This is a genomic window from Tardiphaga sp. 619_E2_N8_4, assembly GCF_051810905.1.
Classification (GTDB): Bacteria; Pseudomonadota; Alphaproteobacteria; order Rhizobiales; family Xanthobacteraceae; genus Tardiphaga; species Tardiphaga robiniae.
This window is the reverse complement of record NZ_JBPWQJ010000001.1, coordinates 67,435-91,111: the sequence shown is the minus strand read 5'-3', so window position 1 is coordinate 91,111 and position 23,677 is coordinate 67,435. Positions and strand designations below refer to the sequence as shown.

The window sequence follows — 23,677 nt, the reverse complement described above, 5'->3', positions numbered from 1 at the left end:
TACGTGCCAACCGGCACTAAGGGGAAAGATATGTTGAAGAAATTTGTATTGGCTTTGGCACTGAGCACCGTGAGTACAATGGCGCTCGCGCAGGAGCCGAAGATGGGCGGCACCATCAATGCGGTGATCCAGCCTGAGCCGCCGGGCCTGATGCTCGCACTCGTCCAGAACGGCCCGACGCAGATGGTCTCGGGCAACATCTATGAAGGCCTGCTGCGCTACAGCAAGACACTGGAGCCACAGCCTGGTCTCGCCGAGAGCTGGACCATCAGCCCGGATGCGAAAACCTACACGTTCAAGCTCAAGCAGGGCGTGACCTGGCATGACGGCAAGCCGTTCACCGCTGCCGACGTGCTGTTCTCCATCGAGACGCTGAAGGTGACCCACGCGCGTGCGCGCAACAACCTCGTGCAGCTCGACAAGGTCGAAGCGCCGGACGATTACACCGTCGTCTTCACGCTGAAACAGCCCTTTGGCCCCTTCATCGGCATCTTCGAAGTCGGCTCGATGCCGATCATCCCGAAGCACATCTATGAAGGCTCCGACGTCAAGACCAATCCGGCGAACAATACGCCGATCGGTACTGGCCCGTTCATGTTCAAGGAATGGAAGAAGGGCTCATTCATCCAGCTGGTGAAGAACCCGAACTACCACGTCAAGGGCAAGCCCTATATCGACGGCATCTACTGGCAGATCATTCCGGACGCCGCTGCGCGTTCGGTGGCCTACGAGACCGGCAAGGTTGATGTGCTGCCCGGCGGTTCGATCGAGAACTTTGACGTACCGCGCGTCAGCAAGCTGCCGAACACCTGCGTCACCGGCGACGGCTGGGAGTTCTTCTCGCCGATGGCCTGGATGTGGCTCAACAACCGCACCCCCGTGCTCGCCAACAAGAAGGTTCGTCAGGCGATCATGTATGCGGTGGACCGCGAATTCGCCAGGGACGTGATCTGGAACGGCCTCGGCAAGGTGGCTACCGGCCCGTCCTCGTCGGCGATCAAGTTCTACACCGACAACGTGCAGAAGTATCCGTACGATCCGGCCAAGGCCAAGGCGCTGCTGAAGGAAGCCGGCTACAAGGGCGAGAAGGTCCGCCTGATGCCGCTGCCTTACGGCGAAACCTGGTCTCGTTGGGGTGAAGCTGTGAAGCAGAACCTCGTCGACGTCGGCATGAATATCGAGACCATCGCCACCGACGTGCCTGGTTCGAACCAGAAGAACATGGAGTGGGATTACGATATCTCCTTCACCTATCTCTATCAGTACGGCGATCCGGCGCTCGGCGTTGGCCGCAACTACGTGACGAGCGCAATCGCCAAGGGCCAGCTCTTCAACAACCTCGAGGGCTATTCCAATCCTGAGGTCGACAAGCTGTTCGAAGAGGGCGCCGTCGCCACGCCGGATTCGAAGCGCAAGGAAATCTACGAGAAGGTCCAGAAGATTCTCGTCGAGGATGTGCCTGTTGCCTGGCAGCTTGAACTGCAGTTCCCGACCATCACCAACTGCAAGATCAAGAACCTGATCACGACCGGTATCGGCGTCAATGACGGCTTCCGCGACGCCTGGATCGACAAGTAAGCTTTCAGCCTGATGCCCGTGACGATCTCTGTGATCGTCACGGGTTTTCTTTGTGTACTCTGACCTGAATGCGATGGACCTCTGATGCTGTCATTCGTTGCCCAGAGGATCGTGAAGGGCGTGTTCGTCCTGCTTGCGATCATCGTGATGAACTTCTTCCTGATCCGCCTTGCGCCCGGCGATCCCGCAGCGGTGATGGCCGGTGAGGCCGGCGCCAGCGATGAGCAATTCGTCCAGCAGTTGCGCGAAAAGTTCTCACTGGACAAACCGCTGCCGGAGCAGCTGTTCATTTACGTGAAGGGTGTCGTCACCCTCGACCTCGGTTTCTCGTTCCGCCAGCAGATGCCGGTCGCGAAGCTGATCGCCGAGCGTCTGCCGGCGACGCTGCTGCTGACGCTGACGGCGTTCGGCATATCGCTGTTACTGGGCATCACATTCGGTACGCTGGCCGCGAGATTTGCGGGGACATGGGCGGACACTGCCATCACTGTCTCGGCGCTGCTGTTCTATGCCACGCCGATCTTCTGGGTCGCGCTGATGTCGATCCTGCTGTTTTCGGTCTATCTCGGCTGGCTGCCGAGCTTCGGCTACGAGACCGTCGGTGGAAACTTTACCGGATGGGCACATGTGAAAGACGTGGCTCTGCATCTGGTGATGCCGGCCATGACCATCGGCCTGTTCTTCATGGCGACCTATACGCGGATGACGCGCGCCTCGATGCTTGAGGTCAAGCGGCTGGATTTCGTCAAGACCGCCCGCGCCAAGGGCCTGCGCGACAACATCATCCAGCGCCGCCACGTACTGCGCAACGCGCTGCTGCCGGTGGTGACACTGGCCGGCGTCCATTCCGGTACGCTGGTCGGCGGCGCCGTGCTCACCGAGACGGTGTTTGCATGGCCCGGCATCGGCCGGCTGCTCTATGAGGCACTCTTGCAACGCGATTATAACCTTCTGCTCGGCGTCTTCGTGGTCTGCTCGGCGATGGTCCTGATCTTCAACCTCGTCACCGACCTCGTTTATCGGCTGGTCGATCCACGCATCGAGTTTGCATCATGAAGAAGTTCTGGAAATTGATGCTGCGTAATCCAGGCGGCCTTATCGGTCTGGTCATCATCACGATTGCGATCTTCATCGCGCTGTTCGGGCAGATGATCTTTCCGACCTCGCCCTGGCGGATGGTGCAGCGGCCGTTCTTGCCGCCCTTCACCAATCCCATGGTGACCCTCGGCACCGATGCGCTGGGCCGCGATGTGTTTGCCGGCCTGATCTATGGCGCCCGCGTGTCGCTGCTGGTCGGTCTCGTTTCGACCACCGTGGCGCTCACCATCGGCGTGCCGCTCGGCGCCATCGCCGGTTACTTCGGCGGCAAGGTCGACGACGCCCTGATGCGCTTCACCGAGTTTTTCCAGACCATTCCGAGCTTCCCGCTGGCCATTGTGCTGGTGGCGATCCTGCAGCCGTCGATCTATTCCATTGTTGGGTCCATCGCCATCGTCTCGTGGCCGCCGGTGGCGCGCCTCGTGCGCGGCGAGGTGCTGTCGCTGCGTACCCGCGAATATGTCCAGGCCGCCATCGTCACCGGCCAGAGTAATACCTGGATCATCTCGCGCGAGATTTTGCCGAATGCGCTGTCGCCGGTGATCGTGCTGGCGTCGCTGATGGTGGCTAATGCGATCCTGCTGGAGTCCTCGCTGTCGTTCCTCGGCCTCGGCGATCCCAACCTGATGTCCTGGGGCTACATGGTCGGCGCGGGCCGCACGGTGATCCGGCAGGCCTGGTGGATCACAGTCTTCCCCGGCGTCGCCATCCTGATTTCGGTGCTCGGCATGAACCTGATCGGCGAAGGCCTCAACGACGCGCTCAATCCGCGCCTGGCGAAGGATAGCCGCTGATGACCCAAGTGCTGTCTAAAGCGCCCGCCGTTTCCATCAAGAACCTGAAGATTGCTCTGCCGAAGAGCGCCGAACGTCCTTATGCGGTCGATGGCGTGTCCATCGATCTCGTTCCCGGCGAGATAGTCTGCGTTGTCGGCGAATCCGGCTCCGGCAAGTCCATGTGCGCGCATGCGCTGATGGGTCTGCTGCCGGATACGGTGAAGACCGAGACCGGCGAAGTTCTGTTCGAGGGCCGGAATCTTCTGAAGCTCGACGAGAGCGGCTGGCGCGAAGTGCGCGGCCGCGGCATCGCCATGGTGTTCCAGGAGCCGATGACCGCGCTCAATCCGCTGATGCGGATTGGCGAGCAGATGATGGAAATGTTCGAGGCGCATAATCTTTTGACGCCGAAGGAGCGCCGCGCCAAGGCCCTCAGCCTCGCCAAGGAAGTCGGTCTGCCCGATCCCGAGCGCATCATCCGCGCCTATCCGCACCAGCTCTCCGGTGGTCAGCGCCAGCGTGCGATGATCGCCATGGCACTTGCGCTGGAGCCGTCGGTGCTCGTGGCGGACGAGCCGACCACGGCACTCGACGTGACCACGCAGGCACAGATCCTCAAGCTGATCCGGAACCTGCAGCGCAGCCGCAACATGGCGGTGATGTTCATCACCCACGACTTCGGCGTCGTCGCCGATATCGCCGACCGCGTCGTGGTGTTGCGCCATGGCAAGATCGTGGAAGAAGGCTCGATCGACGCTGTCTTCAGGAATCCGCAGCATGACTACACCAAGGCGCTGCTGGCTGCTGTGCCGTCGATGCACCCGCCGATGCGCGCGTCGCTGGATGAAAATGCGAAGGCTGTCGAGGTCATCGGCCTCGACAAGACCTATGTGACCTCGGGCGGCTGGTTCAAGCCGGATCGCCGCGTGCAGGCGGCGAACGAAGTCACGTTCTCCATCATGCAGGGCGAGACCGTTGGCCTGGTCGGCGAGTCCGGTTCGGGCAAATCGTCAGTGGCGCGCCTGGTGATGCGTCTGATCGAGGCCGACCGCGGGACCGTGCGCATCGGCGATGTCGATCTCACGGCACTCGAAGGCAAGGCGCTGCGCGCGCAACGCCATCGCATCCAGATGATCTTCCAGGACCCGTTCGCCTCGCTCAATCCGCGTCGCCGGGTCGGCCAGATCATCACCGATGGCCCGATCGCCCGCGGCACCGATCCCAAGATCGCGATGCAGCGTGCGCGTGATCTGCTTGGCATGGTCGGCCTCGATGCCGGTTCGCTCGACCGCTATCCGCACGAGTTCTCCGGCGGCCAGCGCCAGCGTCTCGGCATCGCCCGCGCGCTTGCGATGGATCCGGAGATCATCGTCGCCGACGAAGCCGTCTCCGCGCTCGACGTCTCGGTGCAGGCGCAGGTGCTGAAGCTGCTCGAAGACCTCAAGGCCCGCCTCGGTCTGTCGATGCTCTTCATCACCCACGATCTGCGCGTTGCCGCGCAGATCTGCGACCGTATCGCGGTGATGCAGCGCGGCGTGATCGTCGAGCTGAAGCCGACGGCGCAATTGTTTGCGGCGCCGGAACATCCCTACACCCGCGAATTGCTCGGTGCCGTCCCCGGCCAGAGTTCGCCATCCCAGGCCGCCTGACCTTATGCCGACGTCTCCCGTGACTTGCGTTTTCCTGAGCAGGACCATCAACCTGCGCAAATACCTGACCAACGAAATCGCCCGGCTCGACGGCAAGGTGCATTTTGTCGATCATCTCGACCGCACCGATCCCGCTAAAATCGACATGGCGGTGAGCTGGCATCCGCATGCCGATGCGTTCGATCGCTATCCGAACCTGAAGGCGGCGTGTTCCATCGGCGCCGGCGCCGACAGCATCCTGAACTGTCCGAGCCTGCGCGACGGCATCGATGTGGTGCGCGTGGTCGAGCCTGCGCAAGCGCAGATGATGTCGAGCTTTGTGATCTGGAACGTGATCTATCACCAGCGCCAGTTCGGGACTTATTTGCAGAACCAGCGCGATCACGTCTGGAAGCGCCTCGGCGGCGGACGCCGCCCGTCGGAGGTTCCGATCGGCATTCTCGGCTATGGGGCCATCGGCGCGCGCGTCGCGTCCGATCTGGCGATGCTCGGCTTTCCCGTCCGGGTCTGGAGCCGCTCGGCCAAGCCGACGCCGCCGGGTGTGACCGGCTTCCACGGCAGCGACGGGCTCGATGCGATGCTCGCGGGCTCCGAGGTGCTGGTGAACCTGCTGCCGCTGACCGAGGAAACCCGCGGCATTCTCAATGCAAGCCTGTTTGCGAAGATGCCGCGCGGCAGCTATCTCATTCAGGTCGGTCGCGGCGAGCACTCCGTCGAGCAGGATATCCTCGATGCGCTCGCCAGCGGACAGCTCTCCGGCGCGACACTCGATGTCTTCCACACCGAACCGCTGCCCAAGGACCATCCGTTCTGGTCGCATCCGCAGATCGTGCTGACGCCGCATGACGCCTGCGAGGTCACCATGACCGCCATTGGTGACACCATCCTCGCCACGGCCGAGGCGGTGCAGGCGGGTGTGCAGCCGAAGGATTCGGTGGATCGTAGCCGGGGATACTGAGCTTACGCGTCCACTGCCAGCCCGACCATCGCCGCCGACGCTTCGAGCCAGTGCAGGAAACTGCCAGCCATGCTGCGCGCGACCGCGATGTGGAAAGTTGGCGCCTCGTCGACCTTCCACAGCGTCACGCCCATATGCGCGATCTGCGTCACCGCAACGCTGCCGGCCGGAAACGCCGCGGCGCTGAGATCGACGGCGACGCCCTCGGCCAGCACATCGAGCAGGGCCGGACCTGACAGCCGGAGCAGGCCGACGCTGTCGGACTGATCGACGACAGAGGCGAGGCCACCGAGCTGCTGCGCAAGGCTATCGACGAAACGCGGTGTGCCCGCATCGTGGGTCACCAGCCAGCGGCCGGGACCGGTGCCTAGAAACGAGGTCGAGTCGCTGCCGGAGCCGTGCGGTCCCAGTGGCAGGTTGATATCGAACAGTTCCTTCACGGCAGCAGCGAGCGCGGCACCCTGGCCCTTGCGGGCCATGACCGTCGCAATGGCGATGCCGCGACGCTCCCTGGCGACGACACCGCGGCCATCGCCCATGGAGCGCAACTCAGCGAAGGCAGAGATGTGAGCGAGATCAAGCACGCAGCCGCGCTCCTTCTGCATCGACGAAGACGGGATCGACGACTTCGAGCTCATAGTCGCCGGAGCGTACCGGGTCCCAGGCGCGGATGATCTCGCCATGCCGCTCGGGTCCGCGGGCCAGCAGGCCGAGCCCGATCCAGTGATTATTGCCCGGGCTGAAGGCTGTCGAGGTGATGAAGCCGGCATTGTTGTCCGGTGCAGGCGTCACGCCGCGCGCGAACAGCAATGCGCCATTACGCAAACGCTGGCTGCGATCGATCGGCTGCAGGCCCACCAATGTCGGGCGGTCGGGATCGATCAGCGCCTCGCGCGCCGCCATGGTGCGGCCGATATAGTCCTTCTTCACCGACATCATACGCTCAAGTCCGAGATCACGCGCCACGGTCTGGCCGTTGAGTTCGGAGCCGGCGACATGGCCCTTTTCGATCCGCATCACGCTGAGCGCTTCGGTGCCATAGGGCGTAACGCCGAGCGGCTTGCCGGCCTGCATCAGCGCGTTGAACAGCGCTTCGCCATAGCCCGCTGGCACGGCAATCTCATAGGCGAGTTCGCCGGAAAACGAGACGCGGAACAGCCGCAGCGGAATGTTGCCGACACGAAACTCGGCGCAAGCCAGATAGGGGAAGACTTCGTTGGAGATGTCAAAGGCATCGCCAAGCAGGGCCTGCAGCAGCTCGCGCGACTTAGGCCCGGCGACGGCATACTGCGCCCATTGCTCGGTGACCGAGACCATCTGCACGTCGAATTCGGGCCACAGCACCTGATGGCAGTATTCCAGATGCTGCATCACCTTGCCGGCATTCACGGTGGTGGTCGTCATTACATAATGATCGGCGGAGAGCCGCGCGGTGGTGCCGTCGTCCATCACGAAGCCGTCCTCGCGCAGCATCACGCCGTAGCGCACCTTGCCGATGGGCAGCGTCGAGAAGGTGTTGATATAGACGCGGTCGAGGAACGTGCCGACATCCGATCCGCACAGCGCGATCTTGCCGAGCGTCGAGACATCGCAGATGCCGACGCTGGAGCGCACCGCCTTCACCTCGCGGGTGACGCTCTGCAACCAGTCGCTCTCACCGGGCGCGTTGAACCATTGCGCGCGCATCCATTGGCCGGCTTCAACGAAGGTGGCGCCCGCCGCAGCGGAGGCCGCGTGGCTCGCCGTCAGCCGCGTCGGCTTGAAATGCTTGCCGCTGTGCAGGCCCGCAAAGGCGCCGATGGCAACCGGCACATGCGGCGGGCGTGCCCGCGTCGCGCCGGTCTCGGCGATGGTCTTTTTGATTTCGCCGGCGAGGATCGCGAGGCCGTTGACGTTGGACGTCTTGCCCTGATCGGTCGCCATGCCCAAAGTCGTGTAGCGTTTGAGCTGTTCGACCGAGCGAAAGCCTTCCTGCGCGGCAAGGGCAACGTCTGTCGCGGTGACATCGTTCTGAAGATCGACAAAGGCCTTGCGGCGCGATCCCGCGAACAGCCAGACCGGATTGTTGCCGGATGCTTCGTCACTGGCCACGATGGGCTTCCGTGTCTGCAGGCCGAGACCGACATGCGAAGCAGCTTTTGCGCCGGCCAGCGCGCCGTGCTCAAGCGCGTCCGCGAGCGACCATTGCGCGGCTGCGGCGCCTGCGATCTGCATGCCCGGTGGCGTGTCGCTGCACAGAAACGCCGATCGCTCCTCCGACCAGTTGCCCTTGCCGCCCAGATGCGTGGCGATGCCGATGCTCGGCGACCAGCCGCCGGATATGCCGAGCGTGTCGATGGCCACAGAACGCGTCTGGCCAGCGCTGTCAGTGATCGTGATGTTGGCAAGCCTGCGATAGCCCGATGTGTCCGACACATGCGCGCCGAGGAATTGAGGTGCGTTGCCTGCGAGTTTGCGCACCTCAGGCGAAACGTCTGTCCGTGCATCGACCACAACCGCGATTTCAGCACCGGCCTTCTGCAGTTCGAACGCACTGCGCCAGCCATCATCCGATGTGGTGAAAATCGCGATGCGCTGACCCGGCACCACGCCGAAGCGGTTGGCGTAAGTGCGCAATGCCGAGGCCAGCATGATGCCGGGCCGGTCATTGCCGGGAAATACAAGCGGTCGTTCCTGCGCGCCAGCGGCGAGCACGCATTGTTTCGCAACGATCTTCCACAGCCGCTGCCGCGGCATGAACGGCGGGGGCACCGGCAGGTGATCGCTGACGCGCTCGATGGCGCCATATTCGCCGTCATAGGCACCGAACACGGCGGTGCGCTTGAGGATGCGGACATTCGGGAGCGTATTGAGTTCGGCTTCGGCCATTGCCGCCCATGAGGCTGCCGAGACACCATCGATCAGCGCGGTGTCGCTGAGCAGCCGACCGCCGAGCACAAAGTCTTCCTCTGCCACGATCACGCGCGCGCCGGCGCGTCCCGCGGCGAGCGCTGCGGCAAGGCCCGCCGGGCCGGCGCCAATCACCAGCAGATCGCAGAAAGCGTGAGACTTCTCATAAGTGTCGGGATCGTCGAGACCGCTGAGCGCACCCAGGCCTGCCGAGGCGCGGATGGCCGGCTCGTAGAATTTCTCCCAGAACGCCGCCGGCCACATGAAGGTCTTGTAGTAGAAGCCGGCATTGAGCAGCGGGCCGGCGAGCTGATGCACGGCGCGCAGATCGAAATTCGGCGACGGCCAGCAATTCTGGCTCGATGCGTCCAGGCCATCAAACAGCTCGACTGTGGTGGCCTTGGTGTTCGGTTCGGCGCGCGCGCCCGAGCGCAGCGTCACCAGCGCATTCGGCTCTTCCGGTCCGGCGGAGAAGATGCCGCGCGGCCGGTGATATTTGAACGAGCGGCCGACCAGCATGATGTCATTGGCGAGCAGCGCCGAAGCCAGCGTATCGCCGGCATAGCCGCCATAGGATTTGCCATCGAAACTGAAGCTGACCGGCTTGGACCGATTGATCAATCCGCCGGATGCGAGGCGACGCGAGATGCTCATGACGCAGCCTCATCATGGGCCAGCACGGCGTCGATTACCTCATGCGTCGAGACGTTGCGCGTCACCTTCAGCCAGGCGTGGCAGCCGGCGGCGTGATACCAATATTCCCTGTGAACGCCGACTGGATTGTCGCGCAGATAGACATAGTCGAACATCGCGTCCGTGGTCTCGGGCGCGGGTCGCGTCAGCGTCGCGTCGCCGGAATAGGAAAATTCCGAAGCGTCGCGAGATCCGCAATAGGGGCAGGGGATGCGCATGGGGCCTCAGTGCAGGTTCGGTTGGGCGCCCTGGCCCTTTTCATCGACGACACGGCCTGAGCGAAACCGGTCCAGCAGCAGGCGATTGGCGGCAGCGTGCGGTTCGTCCTTCGCCAGCAGATGCGCGAAGACGAAGCCGGAGCCCGGCGTGGCTTTGAAGCCGCCATAGCACCAGCCGGCATTGAGGTAGAGCCCATTGATATGGGTGCGGTCGATGATCGGCGAACCGTCCATGGACATGTCGACGAGGCCGCCCCAGTTGCGCAGCATGCGTGCGCGGCCGATCGCCGGCATCAGGGCCATGCCGCCTTCGCAGACATCCTCGACGACAGGCAGATTGCCGCGCTGGGCATAGGAGTTGTAGCCGTCGATATCGCCGCCGAACACGAGTCCGCCCTTGTCGGACTGGCTGATATAAAAATGCCCGGCCCCGAAGGTGATGACCCCGGGAATGACTGGCTTCAATCCTTCGGAGACGAAGGCCTGCAGCACATGGCTCTCGATCGGCAGTCGCATCCCGGCCATCGCAGCGACGCGTGATGACGAGCCGGCGACGGCGAGGCCGATCTTCTTGGCCTTGATCGCGCCGCGCGAGGTCTGCACGCCCACCACGCGACCGTCGACGATGTCGATCCCCGTGACCTCGCAATTCTGGATCACGTCGACGCCGCGATCGCTGGCGCCGCGGGCATAGCCCCAGGCGACGGCATCATGGCGCACGGTGCCGCCGCGCTTCTGCAAGAGGCCGCCCTGGATCGGAAACCGCGCGGCGTCGAAATTCAGGAACGGATAGAGTTTGCGCACGCCCTCACGGTCCAGCAGCTCGGAATCGGCGCCGTTCAGCCGCATCATGTTGCCGCGCCGGGCATAGGCGTCGCGCTGGCCGTCGGAGTGATAGAGGTTCAATACGCCGCGCTGGCTGACCATGGCGTTGTAGTTGAAGTCCTGCTCGAGGCCTTCCCACAGTTTCAGCGACAGCTCATAGAGCGAGATGTTTTCCGAGAGCAGATAGTTGGACCGGATGATGGTGGTGTTGCGGCCGATATTGCCTGACCCGATCCAGCTCTTCTCGAGGACGGCGATGTTCGTGAGGCCGTATTCCTTGGCCAGATAATAGGCGGTCGCCAGCCCATGGCCGCCGCCGCCGACGATGATGATGTCGTATTCGGGCTTCGGCGCAGCATCGCGCCATTGCGGCGTCCAGCCTTTGTGGCCGGTGAGGGTTTGCCTGAGCAGCGACGTCAGCGAATAGCGCATGGAAAATCCGGGTGGCGATCAGGCCCGGAGTGTCGCGTATTTCGGGAAGCGACACCAGTCCATGGACGACATTCAGAAGCCCATCAGCGACATCGTGAGATGATGCCGTTTTAGCGCGCCAGCCAGAAGCCGCCCACCACCAGGATCATGGCCAGCAGGCTGATGACCCCGAGCACGGCCGCAGTGATGGCCAGCAGGCCGTGGGAGTCGAGCCATCCGCGTAATGCCTTTTCCATGGTGCTGAAACTCTCCCGGTGATTTGAGTTTATCGTTGCAGGCTGGCACCGTATCAAACACTTCAGGCGCCGTCGTCTCGGACGGTTTCGCCATATTGAAGAATTGACATGCTTGAGGAAGTGACATGGACAATCTGAACACGCAGGGCATTTCGGTGCCGAAGCTCGGCCTCGGCACGTTCAAGCTCACGGGCGACGGCTGCGTCGCCGGCGTGGAAAGCGCTATCGGCCTCGGTTATCGCCACATCGACACCGCCGAAATGTATGGCAACGAGGCGGAAGTCGGCGCCGGCATCAAGGCCTCGGGCATCGCGCGCAAGGACCTGCATGTCACCACCAAGGTCTGGCACGAGAACCTCGCGCCGGATGCCATCAGGCGCGCCTTCGGCACCAGCCTGAAGAAGCTCGGACTCGATGTCATCGATCTCTATCTGGTGCACTGGCCCTCGAAGGGCATGAATCTCCCGACGATCTTCGAGACGCTGCTGAAGCTCAAGGGCGAGGGCCGCGTCCGCGCCATCGGCGTCGCGAATTTCCCGGTCAAGCTGATGAAGCAGGCGGTCGAGGAGATCGGCGCGCCGGTGGCCTGCAATCAGGTCGAATATCATGCGCTGCTCGACCAGACGAAGCTGCTGACTTACCTGCGGTCGAAGTCGATCCCGCTGGTGGCCTATTGCCCGCTCGGTCAGGGCCGGCTTGCGGACAACGATGTGATGAAAAAGATCGCCGCCAAGCACGGCGTGTCAGCGGCGCAGGTGGCGCTGAAGTGGTTGCTCGATCAGGACGGCGTCGCTGCGATCCCGAAGGCGTCGCGCAAGGAAAGCCAGCAGGCCAATCTCGATGCGCTGAAGGTGACGCTGGACGTCGACGACCGCAAGGCGATCGCGGCATTGCCGAAGACGCAGCGGCTGGTCAATCCGGGCTTCGCGCCGGATTGGGATTGATCTGTCTTCCCCTCTCCCCCCGCGAAGCGCAGCTTCGCGAGGTGGGAGAGGGTGCCTGAGCGAAGCGAAGGCGGGAGAGGGGGCGCCACAACGTACGGAGCCTGTGGCGCCCCCTCTCCCGTCTCGAACCGCTGCGCGGTTCGATCCACCCTCTCCCACCTAGCGAAGCTGCGCTTCGCGGGGGAGAGGGGAAGATGCGCACGGGCTACTTGTGCGAATGGGGCTTCTTCCCCTCCACCTTCTTACCCGTCGGCATCATCACCACGCGGCCATATTTCACGCCGCGCTCCGCAATGATGTGATCGGCGAAATGCTGTACTTCGCTGCCGGAGCCGCGCAGCGCGGTCACTTCCATGCAGTTATCGCCGTCGAGATGGACATGCAGCGTCGCCAGCGAGAGATCGTGGTGATGATGATAGGTGTCGACCAGACGGCGTGACAGATCGCGCTGGGCGTGATCATAGACATAGACCAGCGCGGCGACGCATTCGCCGGTCTTGCCCTTCTCCTGCGCCACCTGCTGCATGCCGGCGCGGGCGAAATCGCGGATCGCTTCGGAGCGGTTCTGATAGCCGTGTTCGGCGATCATCGCGTCCAGCTCTTCCATCAGGTCGTCGTCGAGCGTGATCGTAATGCGCTGCATCGGTCCTCTCAAAGAGTATGACGAATCTTTGACTTTGTCATACTCAGCATGTCAGTGTGTTCCCGTTGAACCCAGCATAGCCCGGCCGACTGACCGATGCATCGCTCTCTCTTTTCATCGGCCGGAATCTCGCTGGTCTCACTGCTCGCAGCCGTCACGCCGTCACCTGCCCAACCGGCAATCGTGCTGTCTCCGGTCGAAGTCGAGGCCCCGCCGCGGCATACAGCCAAGCCACGCGTGCCGCGCAGCGGGCGCGAGGCAGGCCGTCCAGCGGCACGCCATGTTGCCGCACCGACGTTGGGGGCCGGCGGCATGAGTGTCACGCCCCGCGCCAGTGCAGCGCAGGCGCCGGTCGCCTCTGCCAGCGAGAAGACTGTCAGCGGTGCCGAGGTCAATGCGCGGCCGCTGTCGCGCCCGGCCGAAGCGCTCGAAGTCGCGCCCGGCCTGATCGTCACCCAGCATTCGGGCGAGGGCAAAGCCAACCAGTATTTCCTCCGCGGCGTGAATCTCGATCACGGCACGGATCTCGCCATCTCCATCGACGGCATGCCGGTGAACATGCGCACCCATGGTCACGGCCAGGGCTATGCCGATACAAATTTTCTGATCCCCGAGCTGATCAATTCAGTCAACGTCCGCAAGGGACCGTATTTCGCCGACGAAGGCGACTTCTCCTCGGTCGGCGCCATCCATGTCAGCCTGATCGACAGCGTCGCGCGCACCATGGCGTCGATCACATCAGGAAGCTTCGGTTACAACCGGGCCTTCGGCGTGACGTCGGGCAAAGTCGGCGAAGGCACGCTACTGGTGGCCGCCGAGGCCAATATCTATAACGGCCCGTGGGACAATCCCGACAAGCTCCAGAAGCTCAACGGCGTGATCCGCTACAGCCAGGGCACGGCCGACAACGGCCTGTCGCTGACCGGCATGGCCTATGGCAACAAGTGGAATTCCACCGATCAGGTGCCGCTGCGCGCGATCACTTCCGGCGCGATCGGCCGCTATGGCGCGCTCGATCCGAGCGATGGGGGCAATTCGGAGCGTTTCTCGCTGTCCGGCCGTCTCCGGCAAACCGATCTCGACAGCGCAACCAAACTCGATTTCTACGTCGTCAAGAGCAGGCTCAATCTGTGGAACAACTTCACGTTCTTCCTGAGCGATCCGGTCAATGGCGATCAGTTTCACCAATATGACGACCGCGTGCTCGGCGGCATCAACGCCTCGCATACATTCAAGTACAATATCGCGGGCTTCCGCAACGAAACCGAAGTCGGCATCCAGAGCCGCTACGACGATATCAATGTCAGCCTCGGCAACACCGTCAAGCGGCAATATCTCTCCACCACGCGCAGCGATGGCGTGAAGGAAGGCAGCGTCGGCGTGTTCGTGCAGAACACGACGTTCTGGACTGACTGGCTGCGCACCAATATCGGCTGGCGCGGCGACTATTACGACACCACGGTCAATTCGCTCTTCAATCCCGCTAATTCCGGCAGTGCCACGGCGACCATCGGCAGCCCCAAGGCAGGTCTCGTGCTCGGTCCTTTCGCCAGGACCGAACTGTTCCTCAATGCCGGCGAGGGCTTTCACAGCAACGACGCGCGCGGTGTGACCATCAAGGAATCACCGTCGGATGGTTCGCCGGTCGATAGCTCGCCGTTCCTGGTCAAGACAAAGGGCGCGGAGATTGGATTGCGCACCAGGCTCATTCCAGGGCTGACCAGCTCGATCGCGCTCTTCATGCTGGATTCGGCCTCCGAAATCCTGTTCGTCGGCGACGCCGGCGATACCGAAGCCAGCCGTCCAAGTCGCCGCGTCGGCTTCGAATGGACCAACGACTACAAGCCCACGTCATGGCTGAGCCTTGAAGCCGATCTCGCGATGACGCGCGCACGCTTCCGCGGCAGCAATGCCGATCAGGCGGCGGCCTATGCGGAGCTCGATGGTTATCCGGCCTCGCAGATTGGCAACGCGCCCGGCAATTTCATTCCCGGCGCTCCCAACATGATCGCCTCGGCTGGCATCCGGCTGGGCGAGGCCACCGGCTGGTTTGGCGCCTTGCGCTATCGTTATTTCGGCCCGCGTCCGCTGACGGAAGACGCGGCCTTCATCTCGCCAGCCACGGGTTTGCTGAACGGCCAGGTTGGTTACCGCTTCGATAATGGCTGGCGCATCCAGCTCGATGCCTTCAACATGCTCGACAGCAAGTCGGACCAGATCACCTATGCCTATGGCTCGCTGCTGAAATCGGATTCGCTGTTCGCCATGTGCTTCCCGGCAGGCGGTGGCGCGCCGACGGCACCTGCCGCGGTGTGCCAGACCGGCGTCATGGATCGCGTGCTGCATCCGGTCGAACCGCTGGCCTTGCGGGTGACGGTGGCCGGCCGGTTCTGATCTCGCGGTTCTGACTTTGCCGCAGCGCAGCTTGCCTATTCCAGAAGGCGGTAGCATCATCCCTCCCAATGGAAAGAGGCAGGGAGGTGTTGATGCTCGCACGGGTTCGTTCCGTTTCGCGCCGTTGGCCATTCACGCGTGCCAACGCCGGTTTGAAGGCGCTGCTGGCGATCGTCTCGCTCCCGTTAGCAACAGGGCTCATCATGTCATCGGCCAGTGCCGCCACCTATGTCTATGTCGGCAATGCCGACAGCCAGAGCATCAGCATCCTCGAACTGAAGGCGAATGGCAGTCTCGCTGCGATCGACACCGTGGCGGTGCCGGGGCCGGCAAAGCCCGGCGGCTCGCTGCCGCTGGCCATCAGTCCCGAGAAGCACCGGCTCTATGCTGGCCTCCGCAACGAGCCCTACACGGCGGTGACCTTCGATATCGATGCCAAAACTGGAAAACTGAAACTGGTTGGCCCAGGGCCGCTGGCCGATTCCATGGCCTATATCGCGGTCGACCGCACCGGGCGATTTCTGCTGAGCGCCTCCTATGGCGGCAACAAGGTGACGGTGAACGCCATCGGGCCGAATGGCGTGATCGCGCCGGCACAGCAGGTCGTCGCCACCGAACCGAACGCCCACTGCATTATCGTCGACCCCACCAATCGCTATGTGCTGCATACGAGCCTCGGCGGCGATGTCATCTATCAGCAGAAATTCGATGCCAAGGCGGGAAAGCTGACGCCCAACGATCCGCCGACCGTGAGCGTGAAGGCGAAAGGTGGCCCGCGTCATCTGGTGTTCTCGCCGGACAAGAAGTTCGTCTATCTGCTCAACGAGCTCGATGCCGCGATCTATGTGTTTCCGTGGGACGCGGCGACCGGGACGTTGAAGAAAGAAACGCAGGTCGCCTCTGCCTTGCCCAAGGGATTCGACGGCAAGCCCTGGGCGGCGGATATCCATCTGACGCCGGACGGCAAGTTTCTCTATGCGTCGGAGCGCACCAGTAACACGATCGCGGCGTTTCGTATCGATCCCAAGACCGGCGCGCTGACATCGCTTGGCTCCACGGCCACGGAAAAGCAGCCGCGTGGATTCAACATCGATCCGTCAGGTCGCTATCTGCTGGCGGTCGGGCAATTGTCCAACAGTATGACGACCTATTCCATCGACAAGGCGACGGGCAGCCTGACCAAGCTGGGCGAAACCGCGGTGGGCAAGAATCCGAACTGGGTCGAGATCGTGAATCTGCCGTAAGGACTGTCTCACTTCGAGCCGACGCACCGGCCTCTCGCTCCCTCTCCCCGCAATGCGGGGAGAGGTTAGGCGGCCATCCGATAGCTTCCGCCGATGACTGGATCGCCGTCCGTCAGCACCATGCCGCGGGCGACGAGATCTTCCAGATGCGCCAGCACGGAATAGCCGGCGGCGTTGGTCAGGCGGGGATCGAGGCCGATATAGATTGCGCGGACGATGGTCGGGATATCCGCCTCGCCCTTGCCGAGGCGATGCAGGATCGAGGCTTCGCGGGCGCGGCGGTGGCGAATGAGAAAGCGGACATAGCGCTGCGCGTCGGGAATGTCCGGGCCGTGGCCGGAGAAATACAGGTCCTCGTTACGCGCGGCGAGTTTGTCGAGTGAGGCCATATAGTCGATCATCGATCCATCGGGCGGCGCGACGATGGAGGTCGACCAGCCCATCACATGATCGGCGACAAAGAGATATTTTTTCTCGCGCCAGGCAAAGGCCATGTGGTTGGCGGTGTGGCCCGGCGTCGCCACGCCTTCCAGTGCCCAGCCGTCGCCTTCGATCACCTCGCCGTCGGCGACCAGCACGTCCGGCTTGAAGTCCCGGTCGGCGCCTGACTCCGGCGAATGTTTCTCGCTCTCGAAGCGCGGCCGCGAGGCGCGGTGCGGGCCTTCTGCATAGACCGTGGCGCCGGTGGCAGCCTTGAGCGCTGCGGTGTTCGGCGAATGGTCACTATGGGTATGGGTGACGAAAATATGCGTCACGGTCTCGCCCTTCACGGCATCGAGCAGCGCCTGCAGATGGGCATCATTGGCCGGGCCCGGATCGATGATCGCAACCTTGCCGGTGCCCACGATATAACTGTTGGTTCCGGTAAAGGTGAAAGGTGAGGGGTTGTTGCAGAGAACCCGGCGCACGTTTGGGCGGACCTGATCGACGACGCCGGGCTTCAGCGGATAATCGCGATTGAACGGAACGTCGTCGTTGGCGCCGTTATCCTTGTCGCTCATGGTCGATCCTTCCCAGGGTGTTCTTCGCCTGTGATGACTAGCAAGGGGAGCGGGGAAAGCAAACGGCGGCGGGTCGCGGCTGATATGCAACACTCCGTCATGGCCGGGCTTGACCCGGCCATCCATCTTGCCTTGCTAGATCCAAAGATGGGTGCCCGGGTCAAGCCCGGGCACGACAAATGAGAGCTCTGCGCCTTCAAACGAAAAATGCCCGGCGCGAGGCCGGGCATTTCGAAGCTTTGAAACCTGAAGCGTAGACGCTTAACCGAACGCCTGGATACCCGTGATGGCGCGTCCCAGGATCAGCGCGTGGACGTCATGCGTGCCCTCATAGGTGTTCACGGTCTCCAGGTTCTGCGCGTGGCGCATCACATGGTATTCGGCCTGGATGCCGTTGCCGCCGTGCATGTCGCGGGCCATGCGGGCGATATCGAGCGACTTGCCGCAATTGTTGCGCTTGACCACCGAGATCATGTCCGGATGGAAATTGCCTTCGTCCATCAGGCGGCCGACGCGTAAGCTGCCCTGCAAGCCGAGCGAGATCTCGGTCAGCATGTCGGCGAGCTTCTTCTGCACCAGCTGGGTAGCAGCGAGCGGGCGGTTGAACTGCTTGCGGTCCAGCGTGTACTGGCGGGCGCGGGCCATGCAGTCCTCGGCGGCGCCGAGCACGCCCCAGGAGATGCCGTAGCGGGCGCGGTTGAGGCAGCCGAACGGACCCTTGAGGCCCGACACGTTGGGCAGCAGATTCTCTTCCGGCACGATCACGCCGTCCATGACGATTTCGCCGGTGATCGAGGCGCGCAGCGACAGCTTGCCGCCAATCTTCGGCGCCGTGAGGCCCTTCATGCCCTTCTCGAGAATGAAGCCACGGATCTGGTTGTCATGCGCGGCGGACTTCGCCCACACCACGAACACGTCGGCGATCGGGGCGTTCGAGATCCACATCTTGGAGCCCGAGAGCTTGTAGCCGTCCGACACCTTCTCGGCGCGGGTCTTCATGCCGCCGGGATCGGAGCCGGCATCGGGCTCGGTCAGGCCGAAGCAGCCGACCCACTCGCCGGTGGCGAGCTTGGGCAGGTACTTCTTGCGCTGGTTCTCGTCGCCGTAAGCGTAGATCGGATACATCACCAGCGACGACTGCACCGAGTTCATCGAGCGGTAGCCCGAGTCGACGCGCTCGATTTCGCGGGCGACGAGGCCGTAGGCGACATAGCTGGCATTGGCGCAGCCATAGTCTTCCGGCAGCGTGATGCCGATCAGGCCGAGCTCGCCCATCTCGTTGAAGATTTCGCGGTCGGTATGCTCATTGAGATAAGCGTCGTTGACGCGCGGCAGCAGCTTGTCCTGGGCGTAAGCGCGCGCGGTGTCGCGGATCATGCGCTCGTCTTCGGTGAGCTGGCTATCGAGCAGGAACGCATCGTCCCACTGGAAACTTGCAGCGGCCGGCTTGTCCTTTGCCTTGGGGGCAACGCTCATCGAAATCCCTTTCACATCATGGCTGAGTAATGCGCATTGGCTGCGCGTGTTCTGGTCGCAAGCGCTGTTTCGCTCAACAGGGTGCCGTCTCAGGCGGCACCCGCGCATTGCGTGCTACGGCATTTTAGGTCTTTGAACTATCGCCATCAAGCTGTTCGTTGCAGGCGATCTCGATGCCGAAACCCGACAGGCCCTTGTAGTCATGGGTCGACGAGGTCAGATGGCGGATCGAGGTGACGCCGAGATCGCGCAGGATCTGTGCACCGACGCCGATTTCACGCCACTGCCGGTTGCGGTCGGCTTCCGCCGACTTCGGCGCATCGAGCGGCTCGACGGGCACGCCCGCGGCGCCATCGCGCAGATAGACCAGCACGCCGCTGCCGTTCTTCTTGAAGCGTTCCAGCACGGGCTGCATCTTGGCCGGGCCGAAAAACACGTCGCGCACAATGTTGGGCTTGTGGAAGCGCGTCAGCACGTTCTTGCCGTCGCCGACGCTGCCGTAAACGAAGGCAACATGGTGGATCGGATCGAACGGCGAGCGATAGGAATAGCCGTGCAGCGGGCCGATCGGACTGTCGGTGGTGAAGGTCGAGACGCGCTCGATCAGCTTCTCGCGGGCCTGACGATAGGCGATCATGTCAGCGATCGTGACATGCTTGAGCTTGTGCTTGGCCGCGAAGTCGACGACCTGCTGGCCCTTCATCACCGAGCCATCGTCGTTCATCAATTCGCTGATGACGCCGACGGGCGCGAGATTGGCCAGCTTGCAGAGATCGACGGCGGCTTCGGTATGGCCGGAGCGCATCAGCACGCCACCCTCGCGCGCGATCAGCGGGAAGATATGACCGGGACGGGCGAAGTCATTGGCGCCTGCATTCGGATTGGCCAGTGCGCGGCAGCAGGAGGCGCGCTCATCGGCTGAAATACCGGTACCGCCATCGGGTTTGTAGTCGATGGAGACGGTAAAGGCGGTGGTGTGGTTGCTATCGTTGTTGACGACCATCGGATCGAGCCGCAAGCGGCGCGCATCCTCGGTGGTGATCGGCGCGCAGACGATGCCGGAGGTGTGCCGGATGATGAAGGCCATCTTCTCGGCGGTACAGAACGACGCGGCGACGATGAGGTCGCCTTCGCCCTCGCGGTCGTCATCGTCGGTCACCACGACCATTTCGCCGGCGGCAAAGGCTTGCAGAACGTCTGAAATCGGGTCGGCCATAAAATTCGCCTCGGATGCACTCTTGCTCTGTGTGAAGTCCATATGGCGCAGAGCGGGGGGCGGTGCAACCCGCGGAAATGGGGGGCGGTATGCGGGTTCGCAGTGCGGAATGGGGAGTTTGCCTTCTCCCCGCTTGCGGGGAGAAGGTGGCCCGAGCTTGCGAAGCATGATCGGGTCGGATGAGGGGGACGTTCCACGAACTGATGAGTGGATGGAAAGTCCCCCTCACCCGCCGCGAAGACGCGGCGACCTCTCCCCGAAGCGGGGAGAGGTCAAGGCAGCACTTCCCGCCGCTCCGCCAGCTGCGTGTCCATTTCGGCGCGTTTATCGTCCAGCAGGCCCTGATCGGCGGCCTCGATCACCTCATACAGCGCATGGGCGTCGCTGAGCCGGGGCACGGTGACGTAGTCGGCGCCGGCCGCGTAAATATCGCTCACGTCGCCGAGCACGTCCGCCGTGGAGATGATCTTGGCGTTCGGGTTGATCGAGCGGACATGGCGGACCAGCTTCTCGTTGTTCGCGCCCTTCAGCAGCGAGTCCGGCACGCTGAGGATGATGATCTCGGCCTTGCCGACGCCGGCATGCACCAGCGTGTCGACATTGCTGATGTCGCCATAGATCACGTGCTGGCCGCGCCCGACCAAAGTGCGGAAGACGTTCGGATTGAAGTCGACGACGCTGATCTGGTCGAGCAGTGACGCGTTCTGGCGCTCGATCTCGGCGAGCAGGGCGGACGCGGTGCGGAAGAAGCCGAGAATGACGATGCGGCGGGCGTCGCCATGGCCCTCGGCATGATCGCCCTCGCGGCCCTGGCCGTGATCGAGGTCGCGCAGCCCGATGCGCTTCATCGGGCCGATCAAGAGGCGCGTGATCTGGTCGCTGCGCATCATCGCGAAGGTCGAGAGGACCGCCAAGATCACGAAGGCGAAGGATGCCGCGCTGGAGGTCTGCGTGGTGATATGGCCGGCGGCAATTCCCGTTTGCAGCACCACCAGCGAGAATTCGCTGATCTGCGCCAGATTGAGCGCCGGCAGCAGGCTGGCGCGCAGGCCCTGCTTCATCAGATACAGGGGCGTGAAGGTCGTGAGCATACGGCTGATCACGGTGAACAAGGCGATGATCAGGGCGAGACCGATGGTCGCGCCGTTCGGGATCGGGATCGTCATGCCGACGGCGACGAAGAACAGCGTGATGAAGAAGTCCCGCAGCGTCGTCACCTTGGCGGTGACGTCGAGCGCGTAGGGGAAGGTCGACAGCGATACGCCGGCGACCAGCGAGCCCATCTCGCGCGACAGATGCAGCCGCTCGGCGATTTCGCCGATCAGGAAGCACCAGGCCAGCGCGCCCAGCAGCACCAATTCCGGCCGCCGCGCGATCTGGTGGAACAGCGCCGGCAGCACGTAACGGCTCAGGATCAGCGCAGTGGCGACCAGTACGCCGACGCGGGCGATCGACAGCGCGATGACGCTGACCTGCAGGTCGGCGAGGCTCGGCTGCACTGCCAGAAACAGGATCGCGAAGATGTCCTGCAGCACCAGGATGCCGAGCGTGATGCGGCCGGGCAGTGTGTCGAGCTCGCGCTTCTCGTAGAGCACCTTGACGATGACCACGGTGGAGGAGAGCGCACAGGCGACGCTGAGATACAACGCGTCGAACCCGCCGCCACCGAGCTTGAGCCCGAGTGCCATGAAGAAGGCCGCGCCGAGCACGCAGCCTGCGATCAATTGGCCGCCCGCGGCGAACAGAATGACCTTGCCGGCGCGGATGATCTTCTTCAGATCGATCTCGAGACCGATCATGAACAGCATGAAGATCAGGCCGAGTTCGGAGATCGTGCTGATGGATTCGTCCGACTTGACCCAGCCGATGCCGAATGGCCCAATGATGAAGCCGGCAATCAGATAAGCAAGAATCAACGGCTGACGGGTGAAATGCGCAATAAGCCCGATGCCCCACGCAAACAGGATACACAGCGTGATATCGCGGATTAAGTCGTGCATGCCCCTGCCGGAAAAGCCTTACATTTCGGCGGCACTCTAATGGTGCGCCGCGTGAGGGCAAAGGGGTAATATCCGGCATTCGGCGCGCGATACACGCGGAGGGCGGTCCAACGAGGCAGCCTTCGTCATAAAAGGCTTCAGGGAGACGACGTTCATGACCACTGCACGGTTCGACTATGCGCCATTGCTGCCTCCGGGCCTGCCCGCGGCTGCGGCAAAATGGACCGGTCTCGCCAAATACAGCTTCGTCGGCGGGAACAACGATATGGACCAGGTGCCGGTGGAGGGTCTGACTGCCGCCGCTAATGCCGTCATGCTGCGCGAGGGACGCACGCTGGCAACCTACGGTCTGGCGAGCGGTCCGCAGGGCTATCTGCCGCTGCGCACTTTCATCGCCGCCAAGCTGAAGCGCGACGCAAGCATCGATTGCAGCGCCGATGACATCCTGGTTGTCTCCGGCTCGCTGCAGGCGCTCGACCTCGTCAATCACAGCCTGCTGGCCAAGGGCGACACCGTCATCATCGAGCGCGACTGCTATCAAGGCTCCATCAACCGGCTCACCCGTCTCGGCGTCAATATCGTCGGCATCCCCTTGGATGACGACGGCATGCGGATGGACGCGCTAGCCTCAGCATTGGAAGATCTGAAGGCGAAGGGCATCCGGCCGAAATATATCTATACGATCCCGACCGTGCAGAACCCGACCGCCACCATCATGCCGGAAAGCCGTCGCCGCGAGCTGCTGGCACTGTCGGCCAGATATGGCGTCCCCATCTTTGAGGACGATTGCTATGCCGACCTGATCTGGAACGGCGAGCGTCCGCCGGCGATTCACGCGATGGATAAGACCGGCAGCGTGATCCATATCGGCTCGTTTTCGAAGTCGATCGCGCCTGCTCTCCGCGTCGGTTACATCGTCGCGCCCTGGGAGATCATGTCACGCATGCTGGCGCTGAAGACCGATGCCGGCTCCGGCGCATTGGAGCAGATGGTCCTCGCCGAATATTGCGTGCCGCATTTCGCCACCCATGTGCCAAAGGCCACGCGCGGACTACGCGCCAAGCTGGAGACGCTGATGGATGCGCTCAACGAGCAGTTCGGCACGGCGGCGGAATTCGACGAACCCAAAGGCGGCATCTTTCTGTGGGTGAAACTGCCCGCCAACGTTGATGCGATGAAGCTCTATCAGGCCGCGCTCAAGGCCGGCGTGTCGATCAATCCCGGCCCGGAGTGGTCTGTCGACAAGGCCTATGCGCACAGCCACATTCGCATCTGCTTCGCCAGTCCGACCCATGACGAAATCCGCGAAGGGATCGCGGTTCTCGCCGATGTCTGCCGGCAGGAGTTCGGTGTGCCAGAGCGGATCGCGAATGTGGAGAAACGCGCGCGGGGGTGAGAGCTGGTCGG

The 23,677-nt window shown here is 63.0% G+C and carries 19 protein-coding genes; 9 read left to right on the top strand and 10 right to left on the bottom strand.

Going from position 1 to position 23,677, the window contains the following annotated elements:
* Nucleotides 1-30: 30 nt before the first annotated feature.
* From AB8A23_RS00450 to AB8A23_RS00430, 5 genes are all read left to right on the top strand, one after another.
* Nucleotides 31-1,578, top strand: coding sequence for an ABC transporter substrate-binding protein (locus tag AB8A23_RS00450; protein ID WP_439057201.1), 1,548 nt, complete (start codon nt 31-33; stop codon nt 1,576-1,578).
* A gap of 84 nt (nt 1,579-1,662) precedes the next feature.
* Nucleotides 1,663-2,634, top strand: coding sequence for an ABC transporter permease (locus AB8A23_RS00445; RefSeq protein ID WP_120288470.1), 972 nt, complete (start codon nt 1,663-1,665; stop codon nt 2,632-2,634).
* On the top strand, nt 2,631-3,470 hold the full coding sequence (locus AB8A23_RS00440; protein ID WP_184513560.1) for an ABC transporter permease: 840 nt from the start codon (nt 2,631-2,633) through the stop codon (nt 3,468-3,470). The genes AB8A23_RS00445 and AB8A23_RS00440 overlap by 4 nt, the downstream gene beginning before the upstream one ends.
* The gene (locus AB8A23_RS00435; RefSeq protein ID WP_439057202.1) at nt 3,470-5,101 is read left to right on the top strand and encodes an ABC transporter ATP-binding protein; all 1,632 of its coding nucleotides are present in this window, start codon (nt 3,470-3,472) and stop codon (nt 5,099-5,101) included. The genes AB8A23_RS00440 and AB8A23_RS00435 overlap by 1 nt, the downstream gene beginning before the upstream one ends.
* Nucleotides 5,102-5,120: 19 nt before the next feature.
* A complete protein-coding gene (locus AB8A23_RS00430) occupies nt 5,121-6,059 on the top strand; it encodes a 2-hydroxyacid dehydrogenase (RefSeq protein WP_439057203.1) in 939 nt (312 codons plus the stop codon).
* A 2-nt stretch (nt 6,060-6,061) separates the two neighbouring features.
* Here AB8A23_RS00430 and AB8A23_RS00425 read toward each other — a convergent pair whose 3' ends face one another.
* The 5 genes from AB8A23_RS00425 to AB8A23_RS00405 form a co-directional block, all read right to left on the bottom strand.
* Complete coding sequence (locus AB8A23_RS00425; RefSeq protein ID WP_439057204.1) at nt 6,062-6,643, bottom strand: sarcosine oxidase subunit gamma; 582 nt, start codon at nt 6,641-6,643, stop codon at nt 6,062-6,064.
* The gene (locus AB8A23_RS00420; protein WP_439057205.1) at nt 6,636-9,602 is read right to left on the bottom strand and encodes a sarcosine oxidase subunit alpha family protein; all 2,967 of its coding nucleotides are present in this window, start codon (nt 9,600-9,602) and stop codon (nt 6,636-6,638) included. Before AB8A23_RS00420 ends, AB8A23_RS00425 begins: the two co-directional genes overlap by 8 nt.
* Entirely contained in the window at nt 9,599-9,859 is a 261-nt protein-coding gene (locus tag AB8A23_RS00415; protein WP_439057206.1) for a sarcosine oxidase subunit delta, read from the bottom strand. Before AB8A23_RS00415 ends, AB8A23_RS00420 begins: the two co-directional genes overlap by 4 nt.
* 6 nt (nt 9,860-9,865) lie before the next feature.
* Nucleotides 9,866-11,116 (bottom strand): sarcosine oxidase subunit beta family protein, encoded by a 1,251-nt coding sequence (locus tag AB8A23_RS00410; protein ID WP_439057207.1) that lies wholly within the window; start codon nt 11,114-11,116, stop codon nt 9,866-9,868.
* A 110-nt stretch (nt 11,117-11,226) separates the two neighbouring features.
* Nucleotides 11,227-11,352 carry a hypothetical protein gene (locus AB8A23_RS00405; RefSeq protein ID WP_256461202.1) on the bottom strand — a complete coding sequence of 42 codons (126 nt, stop codon included), beginning with the start codon at nt 11,350-11,352 and terminating at the stop codon, nt 11,227-11,229.
* 125 nt (nt 11,353-11,477) lie between these two features.
* Between AB8A23_RS00405 and AB8A23_RS00400 the strand changes: the two genes are divergently transcribed.
* The gene (locus AB8A23_RS00400) at nt 11,478-12,296 is read left to right on the top strand and encodes an aldo/keto reductase (protein ID WP_439057208.1); all 819 of its coding nucleotides are present in this window, start codon (nt 11,478-11,480) and stop codon (nt 12,294-12,296) included.
* Between the two features lie 205 nt (nt 12,297-12,501).
* On the opposite strand, the gene nikR is transcribed toward AB8A23_RS00400, so the two are convergent.
* Nucleotides 12,502-12,939 carry a nickel-responsive transcriptional regulator NikR gene (nikR, locus tag AB8A23_RS00395; RefSeq protein ID WP_439057209.1) on the bottom strand — a complete coding sequence of 146 codons (438 nt, stop codon included), beginning with the start codon at nt 12,937-12,939 and terminating at the stop codon, nt 12,502-12,504.
* A 96-nt stretch (nt 12,940-13,035) separates the two neighbouring features.
* Between nikR and AB8A23_RS00390 the strand changes: the two genes are divergently transcribed.
* Complete coding sequence (locus AB8A23_RS00390; protein ID WP_439057210.1) at nt 13,036-15,333, top strand: TonB-dependent receptor domain-containing protein; 2,298 nt, start codon at nt 13,036-13,038, stop codon at nt 15,331-15,333.
* Between the two features lie 92 nt (nt 15,334-15,425).
* Nucleotides 15,426-16,577 (top strand): lactonase family protein, encoded by a 1,152-nt coding sequence (locus AB8A23_RS00385; protein WP_439057211.1) that lies wholly within the window; start codon nt 15,426-15,428, stop codon nt 16,575-16,577.
* A 65-nt stretch (nt 16,578-16,642) separates the two neighbouring features.
* Here AB8A23_RS00385 and AB8A23_RS00380 read toward each other — a convergent pair whose 3' ends face one another.
* From AB8A23_RS00380 to AB8A23_RS00365, 4 genes are all read right to left on the bottom strand, one after another.
* Nucleotides 16,643-17,578: an MBL fold metallo-hydrolase gene (locus tag AB8A23_RS00380; RefSeq protein ID WP_439057212.1), complete on the bottom strand. Its 936-nt coding sequence runs from the start codon at nt 17,576-17,578 to the stop codon at nt 16,643-16,645.
* A gap of 261 nt (nt 17,579-17,839) precedes the next feature.
* Nucleotides 17,840-19,054, bottom strand: a complete 1,215-nt coding sequence (locus tag AB8A23_RS00375; RefSeq protein ID WP_120288483.1) for an acyl-CoA dehydrogenase — start codon at nt 19,052-19,054, stop codon at nt 17,840-17,842.
* A 124-nt stretch (nt 19,055-19,178) separates the two neighbouring features.
* The gene (gene ribB / locus AB8A23_RS00370) at nt 19,179-20,270 is read right to left on the bottom strand and encodes a 3,4-dihydroxy-2-butanone-4-phosphate synthase (protein WP_089263618.1); all 1,092 of its coding nucleotides are present in this window, start codon (nt 20,268-20,270) and stop codon (nt 19,179-19,181) included.
* 272 nt (nt 20,271-20,542) lie between these two features.
* Complete coding sequence (locus AB8A23_RS00365; protein ID WP_439057213.1) at nt 20,543-22,270, bottom strand: cation:proton antiporter; 1,728 nt, start codon at nt 22,268-22,270, stop codon at nt 20,543-20,545.
* A gap of 154 nt (nt 22,271-22,424) precedes the next feature.
* Between AB8A23_RS00365 and AB8A23_RS00360 the strand changes: the two genes are divergently transcribed.
* A complete protein-coding gene (locus AB8A23_RS00360; RefSeq protein ID WP_439057214.1) occupies nt 22,425-23,666 on the top strand; it encodes a PLP-dependent aminotransferase family protein in 1,242 nt (413 codons plus the stop codon).
* The last annotated feature ends 11 nt before the right edge of the window (nt 23,667-23,677 follow it).